Source organism: Fictibacillus halophilus (assembly GCF_016401385.1).
GTDB lineage: Bacteria > Bacillota > Bacilli > Bacillales > Fictibacillaceae > Fictibacillus > Fictibacillus halophilus.
Genome location: NZ_JAEACF010000001.1, coordinates 2,678,670 through 2,698,349, shown reverse-complemented (window position 1 = coordinate 2,698,349; position 19,680 = coordinate 2,678,670). Strand labels below are relative to the sequence as shown.

The 19,680-nt window shown below is 41.5% G+C and carries 13 protein-coding genes; 11 read left to right on the top strand and 2 right to left on the bottom strand.

Translation table 11 applies throughout. The annotated features are described in order from the left end of the window. The first annotated feature begins 202 nt into the window (after positions 1 to 202). Positions 203 to 2,722 carry a preprotein translocase subunit SecA gene (gene secA, locus I5J82_RS14025; protein ID WP_198768350.1) on the top strand — a complete coding sequence of 840 codons (2,520 nt, stop codon included), beginning with the start codon at positions 203 to 205 and terminating at the stop codon, positions 2,720 to 2,722. A 132-nt stretch (positions 2,723 to 2,854) separates the two neighbouring features. Further along, positions 2,855 to 3,953 (top strand): peptide chain release factor 2 gene (gene prfB / locus I5J82_RS14020; RefSeq protein ID WP_233096490.1). Its coding sequence is split into 2 segments (ribosomal slippage): positions 2,855 to 2,917 and positions 2,919 to 3,953, totalling 1,098 coding nucleotides; the frame shifts between segments, so codons are not numbered across the junction. A 318-nt stretch (positions 3,954 to 4,271) separates the two neighbouring features. Here the strand turns inward: prfB and I5J82_RS14015 are convergent. After that, entirely contained in the window at positions 4,272 to 4,424 is a 153-nt protein-coding gene (locus I5J82_RS14015) for a hypothetical protein (protein ID WP_153237401.1), read from the bottom strand. Between the two features lie 360 nt (positions 4,425 to 4,784). On the opposite strand from I5J82_RS14015, the gene I5J82_RS14010 reads away from it, so the two are divergent. From I5J82_RS14010 to tatC, 3 genes are all read left to right on the top strand, one after another. After that, complete coding sequence (locus I5J82_RS14010; RefSeq protein WP_198768348.1) at positions 4,785 to 6,416, top strand: PhoX family protein; 1,632 nt, start codon at positions 4,785 to 4,787, stop codon at positions 6,414 to 6,416. 55 nt (positions 6,417 to 6,471) lie between these two features. Then, positions 6,472 to 6,657: a twin-arginine translocase TatA/TatE family subunit gene (gene tatA, locus I5J82_RS14005; RefSeq protein ID WP_197129014.1), complete on the top strand. Its 186-nt coding sequence runs from the start codon at positions 6,472 to 6,474 to the stop codon at positions 6,655 to 6,657. 271 nt (positions 6,658 to 6,928) lie between these two features. Continuing rightward, complete coding sequence (tatC, locus tag I5J82_RS14000; RefSeq protein WP_198769023.1) at positions 6,929 to 7,693, top strand: twin-arginine translocase subunit TatC; 765 nt, start codon at positions 6,929 to 6,931, stop codon at positions 7,691 to 7,693. 39 nt (positions 7,694 to 7,732) lie between these two features. Here the strand turns inward: tatC and I5J82_RS13995 are convergent, their stop codons facing one another. After that, positions 7,733 to 8,977, bottom strand: coding sequence for a helix-turn-helix domain-containing protein (locus tag I5J82_RS13995; protein WP_198768347.1), 1,245 nt, complete (start codon positions 8,975 to 8,977; stop codon positions 7,733 to 7,735). 361 nt (positions 8,978 to 9,338) lie between these two features. Between I5J82_RS13995 and I5J82_RS13990 the strand changes: the two genes are divergently transcribed. The 6 genes from I5J82_RS13990 (at position 9,339) to I5J82_RS13965 (ending at position 19,569) form a co-directional block, all read left to right on the top strand. Further along, positions 9,339 to 13,412 (top strand): S8 family serine peptidase, encoded by a 4,074-nt coding sequence (locus tag I5J82_RS13990; protein ID WP_198768346.1) that lies wholly within the window; start codon positions 9,339 to 9,341, stop codon positions 13,410 to 13,412. Between the two features lie 300 nt (positions 13,413 to 13,712). After that, entirely contained in the window at positions 13,713 to 15,221 is a 1,509-nt protein-coding gene (locus I5J82_RS13985) for a glycine betaine uptake BCCT transporter (protein WP_198768345.1), read from the top strand. Positions 15,222 to 15,397: 176 nt separating this feature from the next. Next, entirely contained in the window at positions 15,398 to 16,258 is an 861-nt protein-coding gene (locus I5J82_RS13980; RefSeq protein WP_198768344.1) for a YitT family protein, read from the top strand. Between the two features lie 454 nt (positions 16,259 to 16,712). Further along, positions 16,713 to 17,399 carry a cell division ATP-binding protein FtsE gene (gene ftsE, locus I5J82_RS13975; protein WP_198768343.1) on the top strand — a complete coding sequence of 229 codons (687 nt, stop codon included), beginning with the start codon at positions 16,713 to 16,715 and terminating at the stop codon, positions 17,397 to 17,399. After that, the gene (gene ftsX / locus I5J82_RS13970; protein WP_198768342.1) at positions 17,389 to 18,282 is read left to right on the top strand and encodes a permease-like cell division protein FtsX; all 894 of its coding nucleotides are present in this window, start codon (positions 17,389 to 17,391) and stop codon (positions 18,280 to 18,282) included. The genes ftsE and ftsX overlap by 11 nt, the downstream gene beginning before the upstream one ends. Positions 18,283 to 18,351: 69 nt before the next feature. After that, positions 18,352 to 19,569 carry a murein hydrolase activator EnvC family protein gene (locus I5J82_RS13965; RefSeq protein WP_198768341.1) on the top strand — a complete coding sequence of 406 codons (1,218 nt, stop codon included), beginning with the start codon at positions 18,352 to 18,354 and terminating at the stop codon, positions 19,567 to 19,569. Positions 19,570 to 19,680: the final 111 nt, after the last annotated feature.

Genomic DNA, 19,680 nt, shown 5'->3' with positions numbered 1-19,680 from the left:
CCCCATCCATCTTTATATTATTTTACCAAAATTTAGTGCGTCAGTCTCTATGAAAGTATCAAATTTTTCACATATATAGGAAGTTTCTTTACGATGAATGCTACAATTCCGATGAAAAGATTTGGGATTTCTTGTGGCTCGTTTCACAAACTGTTAGAATAGAAGTGGTATATAATTTTCGAGAACAGGGAGCGTTATTCGGATGATTAGCATTTTGAAAAAGATTTTTCCAAGTTCCAATGACCGAACGTTGAATAGATACGAGAGAATTGCGGAAAAAGTGGAAACGTTAGCTGAAGAGTTTAAGGCTTTAAATGATGAAGCTTTGGCGAACAAAACGGCTGAGTTCAAGAGCCGTATCGAAAAAGGAGAATCTCTGGATGACCTTCTCCCTGAAGCGTTTGCGACGGTGCGTGAAGCATCAGCTCGTGTATTAAACATGCGTCATTATCCTGTACAGATTATGGGTGCGGTTGCGCTTCATGAAGGTAACATTGCAGAGATGAAAACCGGTGAAGGTAAAACGTTAGTAGCGACAATGCCGGTTTATTTAAACGCACTAGATGGAAAAGGAACTCATGTTGTTACAGTCAACGAATACTTGGCTCGTCGTGACTCTGAGATCATGGCGCCGCTTTACAATTTCTTAGGTTTAAGTGTTGGACTGAACGTCTCTGATCTATCAAAAGAAGAAAAGCGTGAGGCGTACGCAGCAGATATCACATATGGTACGAACAATGAGTTCGGCTTCGATTATCTGCGTGACAACATGGTGGTTTATAAAGAACAGATGGTTCAGCGCCGTAACTATGCGATCGTCGATGAGGTTGACTCCATTTTAATTGACGAAGCGCGTACACCGTTGATCATTTCAGGTTCTGCTCAAAAATCAACGCAGCTTTATCAGATGGCGAACATGTTTGTGCGTCAACTGAAAAAAGAAACCGATTATACAGTGGATGAAAAGACAAAGAACGTTCAGCTTTCAGAAGAAGGTATCAACCGAGCGGAGCAGATGTTCTCGATCGATAACTTATATGATTATCAGCACGTAACACTGAATCACCATATCAATCAGGCGTTAAAAGCGAACATCATCATGCAGCGAGATGTGGATTATGTCGTTCAAGACGGCGAGATCGTAATCGTTGACCCATTCACAGGACGTCTGATGGCTGGTCGTCGTTACAGCGATGGTCTTCACCAAGCGATTGAAGCGAAGGAAGGTTTGGAGATTCAGCGTGAGAGTATGACGCTTGCGACGATCACGTTCCAGAACTACTTCCGTATGTACAACAAGCTTGCGGGTATGACGGGTACGGCGAAAACGGAAGAAGAGGAATTCCGCAACATCTACAACATGGATGTTATCTGTATTCCGACGAACCGTCCGATCGCGCGTGATGACAGATCAGATCTTATTTATAAAACGATGCAGGGCAAGTTCAAAGCGATCGCGGCTGAAATTGAAGAGCGTCATAAAACAGGACAGCCGATCCTTGTTGGTACGGTTGCCGTTGAAACCTCTGAACTACTTTCACAGCTTTTAACAAAGCGTAAGATCAAGCATAACGTACTAAACGCGAAAAACCATGAGCGTGAAGCAGAGATCATCGAAAATGCAGGTCAGCTTGGCATGGTTACGATCGCAACGAACATGGCCGGTCGTGGTACGGATATCAAGCTTGGAGAAGGAGTTCGTGAAGTAGGCGGACTGCACATCCTTGGTACTGAGCGTCACGAATCACGCCGTATCGATAACCAGTTGCGTGGTCGTGCGGGTCGTCAAGGAGATCCAGGTTCGTCCCGTTTCTACATCTCCATGGAAGATGAACTGATGCGTCGATTCGGTTCTGACAACTTGATGACAATGATGGAGCGTCTTGGCATGGATGAAGAGACGCCGATCGAGTCTAAAATGGTTACAAAAGCTGTTGAATCTGCACAAAAACGTGTAGAGGGATCGAACTTTGATGCTCGTAAGCAGCTTCTACAATATGACGATGTTATGCGTCAACAACGTGAGATCATCTATGCACAGCGTCAAGAAGTTCTGGATGCTGAGAACTTGAGTGATATCGTTCTTCGCATGATCGATTCTACACTTGAGCGAATCGTTACGGTTCACACACCAGAAGCGGAAGTTCAAGAAGAGTGGAACACGAAAGAAATCGCAGACTATGTGAATGCTGTGATGTTCACAGAGCCGACGTTTACGGAAAAAGATCTATTCGGTCTTGATCGTGAAGAGATCATCGAGAAGATTCAAGCGAAAGTACACGCGGCGTTTGCTGAAAAAGAAACACAGCTTCCAGCTGAACAGATCGCTGAGTTTGAAAAAGCGGTAATCCTTCGTTCGGTTGATAGCAAATGGATGGATCACATCGATCAGATGGAACAGCTTCGTCAAGGTATCCACCTGCGTGCTTACGGTCAGAACGATCCGTTGCGTGAATACCAGTTTGAAGGCTTTGAGATGTTTGAAGCGATGGTTGCAGCGATCGAAGAGGAAGTTACAACTTATATTTTAAAATCGCAGATCGAGCAAAACATGCAACGTGAACAAGTGGCTGAAGGGAAAGCCGTTGTTCCGAGCGATAAACAAGATACAGCCAAAAAGAAGAAACCGGTTCGTAAAGCACAAGAAATCAAGCGTAATGATCCTTGTCCATGCGGAAGCGGAAAGAAATACAAGCAATGTCACGGAGCTGAACAAGAATAGGAAGTTGCGTGAGGGAAGAGAGTCTTTTTATAGGCTCTCTTTACGCTTGTAATCAGACGTGAAAAAGGGTTAATTTGAACAGCGTTCGCATATTTTAAAGATGGAACAACTATAAGATGAGGTGCAAAGACTATGGATTTAGTAGAAGTTAAACAGGAATTAAACGTTATTGAAAAACGTATCAACGACTTTAGGGGGTCTCTTTGACCTTGATACTAAGAAAGCGCGTATCGCAGAACTAGATGAAGAGATGAGTGCACCTACGTTTTGGGATGATCAAAACGCAGCACAAGTCGTTATTAATGAAGCGAACGGGCTAAAAGAACAAGTGAACGAGTTTGAAGAGCTTGCTTCTGCTTATGAAGATCTAGAGATCGCACACGAGCTTGTAAAAGAAGAAGCGGATGATGATCTTCAGAAAGAACTTGTAAAAGATCTGAAATCCTTGATCACGAAGCTGAATGATTTTGAGCTTCAGCTTTTATTGAACGAACCGTATGATAAAAACAACGCGATTTTAGAACTTCACCCAGGTGCGGGTGGTACAGAATCTCAAGACTGGGCGTCCATGCTGCTTCGTATGTACACTCGTTATGCAGAGCGCCAAGGGTACAAAGTAGAAACGCTCGATTACTTGCCAGGTGATGAAGCAGGGGTGAAATCTGTAACACTTAGCATTAAAGGGCATAATGCGTATGGCTATTTAAAGGCTGAAAAAGGGGTTCACCGCCTCGTACGTATTTCACCGTTCGATTCATCCGGCCGTCGTCACACGTCCTTCGTTTCGTGTGAAGTGATGCCAGAGATCACAGATGATACGGAGATCGAGATTCGTACAGAAGATCTTAAGATTGATACGTATCGTGCGTCTGGAGCAGGTGGTCAGCACGTTAACACGACCGACTCTGCTGTTCGTATGACACATATTCCAACGAACACAGTAGTTTCGTGTCAAACGGAGCGTTCGCAGATCAAGAACCGTGAGCGTGCGATGAAGATGATGATGGCAAAATTGGTGCAGCGTCGTTTGGAAGAGCAGCAGGCACAGTTGAATGAAATTCGTGGTGAGCAGAAGGAGATCGGATGGGGGAGTCAGATTCGCTCTTATGTTTTCCATCCTTATAGTCTTGTGAAGGACCACCGGACGAATACTGAGGTTGGTAATGTGCAGTCTGTGATGGATGGCGAGATCACGCCGTTTATTGATTCTTATTTGCGGTCTAAGTTGTAAAAAATCCTTTTTGTTGGGTTAGGCTTCGAGGTTTTTGAGAGAGGTTGATCTGCGCTCCAGGTGCTTCGCTTTCCGCGGGGCAGGCGGTGAGCCACATTCGTACGTTTCACGTATAAGTGTCTCACCTGCCGGCCTGTCCCGCAGGAGTCTCGCACCTTCCGCTCTAATCAACTTGGCGAGGGTATTAAAAACAAAAATTCTTTTTAGTGATTTGAGAATATAATTAAGCTTCAATTAATAAACCATCCAACACAAACAACAAAAAATGAAATAAAAACAAAAACAAAACTTCCGGGCTATTTGCTTCCGGAAGTTTTTTTATCGTATGTGTGTGAGATCTCCCTCTTGTACAAGCTCGATCTTTCTATGTTGTCCGTCTGTTACAATCTCCACGTTTCCGTTGTCATAAATCCAAACGACTTGATATTCTTTGCCGTTATACATGACGAAACTCCCCACTTCTATTTGCATGGCTTCACTCCTAATAAAGCTCTCTAGTTAATTATACCTATCTCAATCGGAATGTATATTGGGAAAAAACATGGACATGTGTCTTCTTTAGTATAAAGGAAATTCCCCTATTTTCCCAACTTATATTTTCTATAACAGAAATCTTCATCTCATAAAAGGTTTGATGGGATAATAATCAAATCCTTTTTGTATCGTATTCCTACCGTTAGGGTTAATCGTTTTATGTCGGCGAACGTTGCAACTTTATAAAAAAACAAAAAATTCTTAAACATTTGTTTAAATCCTCTACATAGTGTCTTAACATTTCGACAGTATTCTTATAGATGCAACATTAATTATTTGGTCTAGGGGGAAATGGACATGGAAAAGAAGCCATTGGATAGAAGAACCTTTTTAACGTATTTGGGTACGGGTGCAACGGCACTTGCTGCAGCTACGACGGGGTTAGGTGCTTTATCAGAAACAGCTAACGCACAATCGGACAGCTTGATGCGCATGAAGCCTCGCAAAAAAGGATTTAAGTTTCACCCAATCGCACCAACGGATAAAGACGATCTTGTTCTGCCAAAAGGATATAAATATGAAGTGATTGCATCTTATGGTGATGTAATTAATAAAAAAGGTGACACGTTTGGATTTAATAATGACTTTACGATGTACTTTCCGATCGACAAATCTAGTGAACATGGCTTGCTTTGGGTAAACCACGAATATACAAATCCTTTATATGTTGAAGGAGAAAAAGTTAACGGTAAATATACACCGGCACAAATTGAAAAGATGCTCTACAATCAAGGCGGTTCTATTATTGAAGTGAAAGTGAAGAACGGCAAATGGATGATGGAAACAAATTCAGAGTATGCTCGACGTGTAACAGGTTTAACGCCATTCGCCCTAACTGGTCCAGCTAAAGGAACGGCAGCTGTAAATGGTGCAACTTCTGCACAAGGAACATTTGCAAACTGTTCTGGCGGACGAACACCATGGAACACGGTGTTATCTTGCGAAGAAAACTTTGAGGATACGTCAAAAGCGGCAAATCTCGATCAAACGCATTATGGCTGGGTGATTGAAGTTGATCCTTTTGACCCGAACTTTAAAGTAAGAAAGCATACGGCTCTTGGTCGATTCAATCACGAAAATGCAAGCGTTGGAATCTCGAACGACGGACGAGTAGTTGTCTACATGGGAGATGACAAAAAGGATGCTTGTGTGTACAAGTTTGTGAGTAAAGGCAAATATGCTGCAGCTAAAGGGAAAGAAAACAGCAAGCTTTTAGAAGAAGGAACGCTTTATGCAGCAGATCTTGCAAACGGCAAATGGCTTCCGTTAACGATCGATGCGGTTCGTGAAAAAGCAGCAGGGAAAGCTGACCTTTTAGAAAAGTTTAAAACACAAGGTGATGTAGTGGTAAACGCACATGATGCGGCAATCCTTCTAGGTGCGACACCGACAGACCGCCCGGAAGATGTGGAGATTTCACCACTTGACGGTACGGTGTTCATCGCACACACAAACAACGATAAACACGGCAACATTCATGGCCACATCACACGCTTTTTTGAAAAAGACGAAGATCATGGTGCAGAGAGCTTTGAATTTGAGATTTTTGCAGCAGGAGGTCGTCAAAGCGGATTCAGTGCGCCTGACAATCTAACGTTCGATTCAAACGCAAACCTATGGACAGTGACGGACATTTCATCAAGCAAGCTGAATTCTGGTGCGTGGACAAGCTTTGGTAACAACGGCATGTTCATGATTCCTACAATCGGCCGTGACAAAGGAGAGGCGTTCCAGTTTGCATCTGCTCCAAAAGAAGCGGAGTTAACAGGACCATCTTTTACACCGAATGAAAAAACGTTGTTCCTAAGTGTTCAGCACCCAGGTGAGGAAACGGAAGATAAAGCAAATCCAACAAGCACGTGGCCGCAAGTACGCGGAGGTAACACGCCGCGTCCATCTGTTGTAGCGATTACTGGTTTCAAGTTCTAATTTTAGTCAGACGGAATGTAACAAATGATCACCAAAATTTGAGGAGGCGATCTACATGGGTTTCACAAACATCGGAGTACCAGGATTGATCTTGATCTTAATCATTGCGCTTATCATTTTCGGACCATCTAAGCTGCCAGAGATCGGACGAGCATTCGGAAGCACGCTTCGCGAATTCAAGCATTCAGCGAAAGACCTCATGTCTTCTGATGAAAAAGAAGAAAAGCCGCAGTCTAAATAAAGAAAAGTGGAAGATGCGGGCACGGTAAAAGTCCGCATCTTTTTCATTATGATGGTCTCGATTCAAAACTCGTAGATTGAGAGTCAAAACTTATGGATTGAGTGTCCAAACTCGTGGATTGAAAGCTGAAATTTGTGGATTGAACGTCCAAACTCGTGGATTGGGAGCCAAAACTTCTGGATTGACGTTCCTAAACATGAATCAAAAAGCCAAACACGGCAAAACAAACTCCATAATGAACCGCTAATTATAGAAAGGAGGCTGTATGATGATGAAAGCTGAAGAGATGTACTTTGTTGAACACCTAGGTGAACTTAGAAAACGCATCATTATCACGCTCGCTGTTTTCATAACGGTTCTTTCTGTTTCTTTTTTCTACGTTCAGCCGATTTATGACTGGCTGATTCGTGATCTTGATCAACAGCTTGCCGTTCTTGGGCCAAGCGAGATTTTATGGGTGTATTTTATGATATCCGGTGTCATCGCGATCGCGTTCACAATACCCGTTGCGGCTCACCAAACGTGGATGTTCATCAAACCGGCACTGAGTAAGAGAGAGCAGAAAGTGACGCTGTCCTACATTCCGGCACTATTTTTCTTATTTTTGTTAGGATTATCATTCGGATATTTCATCGTGTATCCGATGGTTTTAAATTTCTTATTAGGTCTATCAGAAGGGCACTTTCAAACATTCTTCACCTCAGAAAAATACTTTAAGTTCATGATGAATCTAACGCTTCCGTTCGGCTTTTTGTTCGAGATTCCGTTAGTGGTGATGTTCCTAACTTCGCTTGGCATCTTAAATCCACACGTGCTTACAAAAGCTAGGAAAGTTTCGTATTTCGGACTTGTGGTCGTTGCCGTCTTGATCACACCGCCAGATTTAGTATCAGATTTCCTAGTCGTCATCCCGCTTCTCGTCCTTTATGAGATCAGCATCATGCTGTCACGCGTGGTCTATAAAAAGAAGCTCGTAAAAGAACAGCTCGCAATGGAAGAAGAAAATAAGGTCGTGCAAATGAGACGTCCTTCATGAAGTTTAAAAAGGAAGCCAATTTTCGGCTTCCTTTCTTTATTAAACAAACTGATTCGTACGGCGGTTCTTGTCCGCTATGATTTTGGCGTACAAATTTGCCCTTTCAACATCTTCCTTTTTATTATAAAAATCAAACAGAACAATCTCATAGTGTTCAGCGGGTAATACATACCCCAGCTGTTTTAGATGTGGATATAGTTCTGTTTCAAGATAGTGAAAATAAAGATCGTCTTGCTTTTTCAAACGATAGATATGCATATGAAAGAAGTGAACAAATGTTGTGCTTCCGTTCTCTTGTGCCGTTTTTAACCCTTTTTCGGCGAGTTGAAGAATGTTTTTCACAGGTTCTTTTCCTAAAAGAGTAGCGGCGTTCACATAGCCTTCAAGAGAACCTAAGTAGTTGGAAGTGCTAGGATCTTTTAGTTGCATCGATTCCTTGTAGTATAGACACGCATCTTCAAAATGGCCATGAAGGATCGAGTGATAGCCAAAGTTGTGAAGAAGAAGGGCTTTTTGTTTCTCTAAGCCAAAATTCTCGCACATTTCGATGAGTTCTTGATATTTTTCGTTTTGAGGTCCGCTTGTTCGCTCTTGTTCGATTTGAATTAACATGAGCATTTCGGTTTCAATCACTCGGGCATAGCAATGTGATTTCTCAAAAAAGCTCAGCGCTTTGCTAGCGTAATAGTACGAGAGTACACGTGAGTTGGTAGAGTGATAAGCAACAGCCATATGATAATAGTATTCTTCATTTTTGTAGTATGTAGGGTCTACCTGTTTTAAGAGATCGATGGCTTCGTAATAATCATGTTTCATCTGAAGCCCATAGATACCTCTAATATGCAGAAGCATGCTCTTTTCACGATGTGAGAGCTCTGTCCATTTTTCCATCTCTTGAAGAAGGGTATCTGCCTTATTTCTCTGTTCGGTGAGTATGTAATAGCGTGCTAATAATAGAGTGTGGGTGCGCTGGAAATCTGGAATCTGCAACAGAGCAATCTGTTCGAGTTGTTTTTTTATGTTTTCTGTTTTGACATCCAGCTTCATGATGATCGCTTCTTCCCATTTTTTTAAGAGAAGTTCTACGCTTTTGTACAAATTCATCTCATTCTGAATATCGATCTGTAATCGATTCGCTAAAAATTGAATTGTTTCTTTGGAAACCTCAGTCAGTCCTCGTTCAATTTTACTCACATGTGTACCTGAACAAATTCCGTCCCCGAGCTCTTTTTGTGTCATATTTCTAAGCTCGCGGTAGAATTTTATGATTTTTCCTTCAAGCATGAGATGCCCCCCTATCTCTGATAAACATTTCTCTAATATTTCTATTCTACTAAAGAAAACCCCAAATCAGTTGAACGTTTTTTAAGTCTATATCCCTATTTCTCACCTAATTTTTGTAGAGATTCCAATTAAGTTCCCGGTTGATATAGGCAGTGAGTCATGTGTGAAACCCCGATAGCGGCAAGGCGTTGTTGAGATTACAATTACATTTAAATATACGAAAAATTCAAAAAATGAATAGGAGGTGCTTCAGGAACTTTGTTTTACTAGAAAAATTTAACATCTAAGAGATTCATATATAGAAAGCCCAAATAGGTGATTGCAAATTCATTTTAGAAACCACAAAGAAAGCAGGGAAACGATGAAAAAGATATCTTTTATTAAAAAATCTACTGCCCTTACATTGGCTGCAGGACTGCTGCTCTCTCCAAACTCGTCGATGTTCACACAGCAAACAAGTGCTGCTCCTTTTAAAGCCGAGGACATTTTATCATCACTTACCGCTAAACAAAGAGAAGCTTTAAAACAGCTCGAGCTAACAGATGTTGAAGGTCTTCAAGGCTTTAAGAAAGAAGAACTGCTGAGCGAAAAAGAAATCTCCGTTATCGTTCAATTTCAATCAAAGCCTGGACAAGCTGCAGTGTTAGATGCTCAGTTAAAAGGGAAAAAGATCTCACGACAGCAAGCAGACAGCAAAGTAGATCAAGAGCATGCTCAATTTAAGAAGGATGTTGAGAACCTGATTCCTTCTATCACTCCAATGACTAAAAAATCAACGCACAAAATCACCTCCACATACAAAACCGTATATAACGGTGTGGCGATGAAACTTCCTGCCAATCAGGTAGAAACGCTTTTGCAATCAGAAGCCGTTAAGGCCGTTTATAATGATGTAACGTTTCAAGTCGATCCGATCGCGATGGGAGAAGAAAAAGCCCTGAACAGCAACAGTGCGGGAACATCTGTAGAGAGCATTCCTTACTTGAAAATTGATCAGCTACATAATGAGGGAATCACTGGTGAAGGTGTTAAAGTGGGAATCTTAGACACTGGAATCGACTATAATCACCCTGACTTAAAAGATGTGTATAAGGGCGGTTATGATTTTGTCGATAATGACAGCGATCCGATGGAAACGACGTATAAGAACTGGCAAGACTCTAAAAAACCAGAGTTCAATGGCAACGCGTATTACACGTCGCATGGTACACATGTTGCGGGAACGATTGCGGGTCAAGGTACAAATCCAAATGTCTCAGTTCAAGGTGTGGCGCCAGATGCTGATATCTATGCGTATCGTGTGTTAGGGCCTTACGGGACGGGCTCTTCTGAAGGCATAATATCAGGAATCGAAAAAGCTGTTAAAGACGGAATGGACGTAATCAATCTTTCGTTAGGTGCAGGTATCAATGATCCGTACTATCCGACGAGTACAGCGATCAACTATGCGGTTCTTAATGATGTGACAGCTGTCGTTTCTGCTGGTAATTCAGGACCGAACGCATATACACTTGGTTCACCGGGTGCTGCTGCATTAGCCCTTACGATTGGAGCAAGCGACGTCCCGATGACGGTTGCTTCTTTTACAGGAACAGTGGGTAGTGAGAGTGGACTCCAGCTAACAGGTTTAGCACGCCATTATGCTGATCGATTGAACGACCTACAAGGTAAGTCTTACGATCTTGTTGATGTGGGTCTTGGAAAGGCGACGAATTACACGGGTAAAGATGTAAAAGGGAAGATCGCTCTCATCGCTCGCGGTGAAACGACTTTGAACGAAAAAGTGACACTCGCTAAACAAAACGGTGCGGTTGCAGTACTCCTATACAACAACGTGGATGGAGTAATCGAAGCGAACCTTGGTGAGTCGACAACATTTATTCCATCATTCTCATTAACAAAAGCAGCTGGTGAAAAAATCAAGACTCAGATTTCTGCAGGTAAATCCAACTTTACGTTTGGAAAGTATGGTGAGATTCAAACAGAAGGAGATCGCTTAGCCGCTTTCAGTTCAAGAGGACCTGCAAGACAGTCGTACGATATGAAGCCAGAAGTAACAGCGCCTGGAGTTGCCGTTCTTTCTACGGTTCCATCTTATATGGTGAATCCAACGAATCAAGGAAACTATGATTACGCTTATTCTAGATATTCCGGTACATCGATGGCCGCTCCACACACAGCAGGTATTGCAGCTCTAATGCTTGATGCGAATCCTGATCTAGAGCCTGAAGACGTAAAAACAATTCTTATGAATACAGCAGATCCGCTTAACGGTGATTACTCGGTATTTGAAGTAGGAGCAGGTCGTGTAGATCCCTATCAAGCCGTGTACAGTGGAACGAGCTTTCAAGTAAACGATGAGACTTTAATTCCTAGTTCTACAAATCTTGTGAAGATTAAAGAACGTACAGGTGGCATTGCGTACGGTAGTCACTATGCTGGTAAGAATCTGTCTCTGAAAAAGTCCGTTACGATTGAAAATCATGACAAAGTAAAAAAGTCGTTCAAAGTTAAAGTGAAAGAAACAAAAGGATCACCAAGCCTGAAGGAGAATGGCATCGAAATCAACATGCCAGAGGAAATCAAAATCGCTGGTGAAGACTTTAAAAAGGTGTCAGCGGGCATCGACATTCCGAAAAACGCAAAAGAGGGAATTTACGAAGGATACATCACACTGACAAACAACGATAAGTCAGATGAGCAATACCGAATTCCATTCAGTGTTCGTATTACAGAAGATGGTTATAACAAGTTAGAGCTTGCATCATCTGCTATTGCTCCAAACTACCTGAATCAAGGTGGATTTTTCGGGTATCGCACCATCTACACGGGCATGGAATTTAACTTTAAAGCCCCAATGGAAAAAATGGAAGTGGTTCTCCAAGACGGAAAGACAGGCAAAGATTTAGGATATATCGGAACACTGAATTTAAGTGGACGTAACGAAAACCAATCCTATTACGTGTTAAACGCATTTAACGGTATGTACTACAAATTCACTGGTGATCAAACAGAACCGATTGATTCTAATTTCTCATACGCGCCTGCAGGTCACTATAAACTAAAGTTGATCTCTACCACAGCCACCGGCAAAGAAATTGTTGAATATCGCCACGTGTTTATCGATATTGATGCACCAACATTCGAAAGCTCGCTTGATGGAGAATCACCGTTTTTAGAATACAAACCAGGTCAAGCAACATATCCATTCGATATAAAAATTAATGATCCACTTGTAGACAAGATGAAAGAAGTTGGCCTAAACGTAGATCAATCTTCAAACTCAATGATCTACTATTGGAACTCTGCTTTTCCGTCAACTGCAATCAAAATGGACAAAGAAGGAAAGTTCGTTGAAGAGATTGCGATGAATGAAAAAGTTCAGTCACTCAATTTTCGTATGACCGGATTTGATATGGCCGGAAATCAAGCGCTGCAGAAAAATTATTACTTTGTTAAAGAAGGTACAGCCGTTTCCTACTCAAAGAGTACAGATGCAGATGCTGTATTGAAAACAGGAGAAACGGTGAAGGCAACCCTCTCTTTAGACAACTTAACGAATCTAACGAAAGCAGAATGGAATTTAAACAATAGCAGTTATGGAGCCGTTTCACTAGTCGATGCTAAACTAAATGACTCCTATAAAAATAAAGGCTCTATTGATGTAAAAGATGGTATGATCACGGTTCAATTCAATGAAGGAAGCGGTGTTTTAGATCATGCTGACCTTGTTGACGTAACGCTAAAAGTAAGTGATGCGACTTACACAACGCAAGCAGGCCTACTGCCCGTTGTAAAAGTAACGGATGCCAATTCCATTACAACTACCGTTCTTCAAGCTCCTTTCGTTTGGAAAGTGAAGCCACAATTCTCTATTGCGAATGGCTACATTACACCACAAGGATTCAAAAACGATGAAGAAACTGTTACAGAAAGACGAGATTGGACAAAAGTAGGTGGCTCTGTTCAAATCATCGATGCAGACGGGAACGCACATGATCCATCTGAACGCATAGCGGATAATGGTCAGTATAAGTACGACAAGCTGCCTCTGCAAAAAGAAGCATTCACGGTTGAAATGAAAGTCCCAGGCCACTTTTTGACGAAAGGGAAAGTCTATATCGGATTTGAACATAATGGTGAGTTACACGGTCAAACCCGTTTTATTACCGCACTTGATGTGAAGGCGGGAGACGTGAACCAAGACAACGTCATTGATATCCATGACGCCATCGAGATTCAAAATGCATGGGGAACAGGAAAACGTGCTGCAGACATTAACTTTGACGGAAAGGTAGATGCTAAAGATATGAAATATGTACAGAAAAACTATCTCTTGCAAAACCAACATGTTGACGATACTCCATCCCCTAGAAAGAAATACAAAGGAAAAACATTAGAAACAATCTTAGTAGAATTAGGTATCCAATCATAGCATTCATGTAAAAGTAGCCATTTAAGAAGAACATGACTTAGATGGCTGCTTTTTTTGCATGTTTCAATCTTTACAGAATGAGTTGACTCATATGTTATACTTGTACCTTGTTGTTTTAATCAGGGTCTTTATTAATAGGAGGGATGTAGGACTGGACCTTATTCACTTGTTTAAAAAAGGAACAAACGGAATATGGATACAATCGAAAAATTACTTTTACTTAAAATCTGACATAAAATTTGTAAAACAGGTGAATATAAAGACAGTGTATCCATTTTCGAAAGTGTAAAGGGGAATCATATGAGTACTCAAGATCGTAAAGGGAAAAGTGTTCTTTATATATCATTGTTTTTAACAGTGATGTTTATAGGTTGGGGAATATTTTTTAAGAAGAGTTTAGCGGCAGTAACAAATGGTATCTATAGCTATACCATCGATTATCTAGGGTGGATCTATCTTGCTTCTGCTTTGTTTTTTGTTTTATTCTCTGTCTATCTACTGCTTTCCAAATACGGACGTATCCGTTTAGGAAAAGAATCTGACCGACCAGAATTTAAAACATCTTCTTGGTTAGCGATGCTCTTTGGAGCAGGTATGGGAATTGGGATCGTGTACTGGAGTGTTGCAGAGCCTGTAACACACTATGTTACGCCTCCATATGGAGAAGGATTCACCGATGCTTCAGCAAAGGTAGCAATGAAATATACGTTTTTCCACTGGGGATTGCATCCATGGGCAGTTTATGCCGTCATTGGTTTAGCGTTAGCTTTCTTTCAATATAATAAAAAGCTTCCAGCATCCATCAGCTCTGCTTTTTATCCATTGTTAGGAGATAAAATTTATGGTCCGATCGGTAAGACGATCGATATCCTTGCTGTTTTTGCTACAGTATTTGGTATTGCAACATCACTAGGCTTTGGAGCTCTTCAAATATCAGGCGGCTTCCATTTCTTATTTGATGTTCCAGATACACTATCTGTACAAATTCTCATTATTGCAGTTGCCACAATTCTATTCTTGATTTCTATTTCAACAGGGTTAGAAAAAGGTATTCAATATTTATCAAACACCGCCATGATCTTGTCTTTCTTGATCATGTTCTTAGTCTTAATTCTTGGTCCGACGTTTGTGATCTTCAACTTGTTCTTTAACTCACTAGGTAACTATTTAAATGATTTCCTACAGATGAGTTTAAGATCTGCGCCATTTAGTAAAGGGGAGTGGATCGGAAACTGGACGCTCTTCTATTGGGCATGGTGGATCGCTTGGGCACCATTCGTTGGAATGTTTATCGCGCGTGTGTCAAAAGGAAGAACGATTAAAGAATTCATTCTAGGTGTATTAGTAGCACCAACATTAGGCACGTGCTTTTGGATCGCCATCTTTGGTGGAACGGGCCTTCATTATGTTCAAAATCTAGGCAATCACGAACTAGCGAAAAAAATTGCAGACAATGTGTCACTGTCGATTTTCTATCTATTTGAGGCAATGCCGTTCAGCACCATTCTTAGCTTAATCGGACTAGCTGTTGTAATCACCTATTATATTACGGTTGCAGATACGGCTACATTCGTACTAGGAATGCTTAGTGAATCAGGTAACTTAAATCCATCAAACAGAATTAAGATTACGTGGGGTGTGGTGCAATCTCTGGTTGCTGTAGTGTTATTAACAGCTGGTGGATTGACCATTCTACAAACGGTATCGATCGCAACAGCACTTCCATTCGCAATTATCATGGTATTTATGTGCTGGTCCTTAATGAAAGGTTTAAATAGCGAAATAAAGAAACCTAAAGAAAAAGAGTAATATGAACAGAAGAGAGTCATGAAAGCATGGCTCTCTTTTTCTGTTTCTCACTTCACTCCATCACCGCGGCACTTAGGTCTCATTTACAAGGGCATACTGTGATTGGTATACTTTTTCTCGGTTTAAAGAAATTCCTTATGAAAGTTTGAGGGTTAAAGACAGCAATGATGATGGCTATGCGAAAACGACGCGGGATTCTACACCCGACCGTTGAACTCATTTTAGAATATGTATATGTTGTGATTGGATCAGGACTTGTGGCACTCGCATTCTCGGTATTTCTTCTACCGAACCAGATCGCCTCTGGCGGTGTGAGCGGGATATCAACGATTCTGTACGGACTCTTTCAATGGAAACCTTCTATCGTACAGTGGAGTTTAAACATTCCGCTCTTCTTTGCGGGATTATTTTTCCTCGGCAGACGATTCGGTGCAAAAACACTCGTCGGAACAGTCGTGCTTCCGTTTTTCGTCTTTATTTTTGAAGGATGGGGAGCGGCAACAGAAGATCCTTTGCTTGGAGCGATTTTCGGTGGACTCGGAATCGGGGCTGGTCTTGGAATCGTGTTTCGTGGAAAAGCGTCTACAGGTGGCGTTGATCTGCTCGCACAGATTGTTCATAAATATACGGGTGCTTCACTCGGATCAATCATCCTCCTCATAGATGGCACGATCGTTACGTCGTCTGCATTATTCTTTGGAATCGAACAAGCTCTGTATGCTCTCATTGCGATGTTCATCACGGCAAAAACGATTGACGTGGTACAGATTGGGCTAGGTACGACAAAGATGGCGTTAATCATTTCAGATAAAGAAGATGAACTTCGTCAAGGCATCCTGACACACATTTATCGTGGTGTAACAAAAATCAATGCGTTTGGTGGTTACACGCAAGATGAACGACCGATGTTGATGGTCGTTGTCGCCCAATATGAAGTAACAAAATTGAAACAATACGTGAAAGGTGTAGATCCAGATGCATTCGTAATCGTAGTTAATGCGAACGAAGTGTTAGGAGAAGGCTTTAAACGCGGATAAACGTTTAGAAAATCAGCCAGTTGGGACTCGTCTCGACTGGTTTTCTTTTGATCACTAGTACTAATCACACATCGGTGCCCATTTTACTAGAATTCACGAACAATCGTATGAAAAATACCCGCAATACCAGGTCAAAAGACCCGAAATCTCGTAGCGATGGTCGGTTTTATAGTGCTCGTGTCGAAAAGTCTCCGTGCAGGTTTTGAATGATATATGAAGGATTACAGCGAATTGTGTCGTATTTTAAGTACTACGGAATCTCGAAAACATGACCATGGTCCCTTGTTTGAGGGAAGATGAAACACAACTGTAATAAAATTGTCAGTCCAAGATGTTATAATAGTTATTGCGGAAAAAAACTGACATATATCGCGTTTTTGTCGAAAGACCTTTATATAGAACTTGTTGATTGATCAGGGAAATATTTTTTGGGGTAGTAAGGAAGTGATTTTGTTTGATAGAAATGGTTGATGTATGGAAAACATACCCGAACGGTGTTATGGCACTTAACGGGATTGACGTCTACATAGAAAAAGGTGAATTTGTTTATGTAGTCGGACCGAGTGGAGCAGGTAAATCCACGTTTATAAAATGTATGTATCGTGAAGAGAAACCTACACAAGGTTCAATTATCATTAATGGGACAAACCTTGCAAAAATGAAAGAAAGACAGATTCCTAAAGTACGAAGAAAGATTGGGGTTATCTTTCAAGACTTTAAACTGTTGCCACGTTTAACGGTATATGAAAACGTAGCCTTTGCACTTGAAGTTATTGAGGAATCGCCAAAAGTGATCAGAGAACGTGTTATGGAAGTTCTTGATCTTGTAAAACTAAAAAACAAAGCGCGCATGTTCCCGGACGAGCTATCTGGTGGAGAGCAGCAGCGTGTATCAATCGCACGTTCGATCGTAAACCATCCTCCCGTTGTTATCGCGGATGAGCCGACAGGTAACCTTGATCCAGAAACAGCGTGGGAGATCATGGACATCTTCAAAGAGATCAACGCTCGTGGGACGACAGTTGTTATGGCAACTCACAATAAAGAGATTGTAAATACGATCACAAAGCGCGTAATCGCCATCGAAGGCGGCCGAATTGTACGTGATGAGGCGAAGGGGGATTACGGCTATGAAGATTAGAACATTAAAGCGTCATTTTGTAGAAGCATTTAAGAGCATGGGAAGAAACGGCTGGATGTCCTTTGCTTCTATCTCTGCAGTAACGGTAACCTTGCTATTAGTAAGTGTGTTCTTGGCAATCCTTTTGAACATTAACTATATTGCAAGTCAGATTGAAGACGATGTTCAGATCAGAGCCTACATCGAACGAACGGAAAAGCCTGAAAGATACGATGCTTATAAACAAGAGCTTGAAAAGCTTGGTAAGGTAAAAACAGTAGAGTATCAATCTAAAGAAGAAGGCCTTGATGAACTGATTGAAAGTCTAGGAGATGAAGGCGAAGCTTTCTCATCCCTTAAAAATGAAAATCCATTGCGAGATGCGTTCATCATCTATACAGAAAAGCCACAAGATACGGCTGCTGTAGCAAAAGAAGTTGAGAAATTTAAATTTGTAAACAAAGTTGAGTACGGAAAAGGGACCGTCGAGAAACTCTTTAAAGTGACAGATGTTGCCCGCAACGTTGGAATTGTCCTCGTATTAGGACTTGTTTTCACAGCGATGTTCCTCATCTCAAATACTATAAAATTAACAATCGTAACACGAAGACGCGAGATTGAAATTATGAAACTCGTTGGTGCGACGAATGGATTTATCCGCTGGCCGTTCTTCATTGAAGGTTTTGCATTAGGTGTCGCGGGTGCTATACTTCCGATTGTTGTCATCACGGTAGGCTATCAAGCCATTTTCGATATCGTTAATCAAAAATTAGGAACAGTATTCATTGAGCTATTGCCAGTTACACCACTTATCCCGCAGCTAGCGCTGTTGATGATTCTGATCGGTGGAGTGATCGGCGTTTGGGGAAGCTTAACGTCTGTTCGTAAGTTCTTGAAGATTTAAGTAAAGATAGCAGAAATAAAGAGATCCAAGAAAAACGAAACAATTAATAGGGGTTAGGGAGGAAAACGAATGAAAAGGAAAGTGGTTGGTACAGTGCTTTCATTAAGTTTGGCACTGGGCGCCTTTACTATGTATCACTCTGAATCCGTCGTTCACGCGGAATCTTTATCAAGCATCCAGAAAAAACAACAAGAAAATGCAAAAAAAGCGAAAGAATCACAAGCTAAGCTGGACAAGAACAAAAGCAGCCAGGAAGCGATTGAAGCGGAAGTAGCAAGAATTGATAAGCTTTCTTCTGAAACAGATCTGAAAGTTCAAGCAAAACAAACGGATATTAAAGAAACTAAAGAAGAGATCGACGTTTTAAAAGGCGAGATCGCTGTTGTTCAGAAGCGAATTGATAAACGCGATGCTCTATTAAAAGAACGAGTTAACTCTATGTATGAATCTGGCGGAGCTGTTTCTTACTTAGAAGTTGTTCTTGGTTCGAAAGATTTTGGTGATTTTCTTGACCGTGTTCTAGCATTGAACATGATTGCAGAACAAGATCGTCAGCTCCTAGAAGAACAAAAGAAAGATAAAGAGCTTCTAGAGAAAAAGATGGCAGATGTTGAGAAAAAACTAGTTAACCTACAAAACGCAATGAAAGAATTACAAGTGCTGCAACAGCAATTGAAAGCTCAAATGGATGAGAAAACACGTTTGATGGCTTCTCTTAAAAAAGAAGAAGATTCGTTGCATGCTGAAGCACATAAAATTGAAAACGAAGGTGCACTTCTAAAATCTCAAGAAGAGGCGTTCCGTGCTGAACAAGCTCGTGCAGCTGCACGTGAAAAAGCAGCTCGTGAATCTTCTTCATCAGGTGGTTCAGCTCCTTCGATGGGGCCTGTATCAGGTAATGGCATGATCATTAAACCTGCTGCTGGAAGAATTACTTCTGGTTTTGGTAACAGAAGCAGCGGTATGCATGAAGGAATTGACATCGCACAAGGTGGAACGGTTCCGATCTATGCAGCAGCTGACGGAACAGTTATTAAATCAGAGTATTCTTCTTCATACGGAAACGTTGTATACATCTCTCACTCAATCGGTGGGCAGCAATGGACAACGGTTTACGCTCACATGAGCAGCCGTGCTGTATCAGGCGGTTCTGTTTCAAAAGGGCAGTTCCTAGGCAACATGGGGAACACTGGACATTCATTTGGTCAGCATTTACACTTTGAACTTCACAAAGGACCTTGGAATGCAGGAAAAACAAATGCTGTAAATCCTGCGGCTTACTGGTAAAATAAACACATAAAGTAAACAAGCTATTCATATAGTGAAGTAGGAGACAGGCTGTTGCCTAAAGACTCTTACAATGGAAGGCATCGCACTTTGCAGGGTGTGATGCCTTTT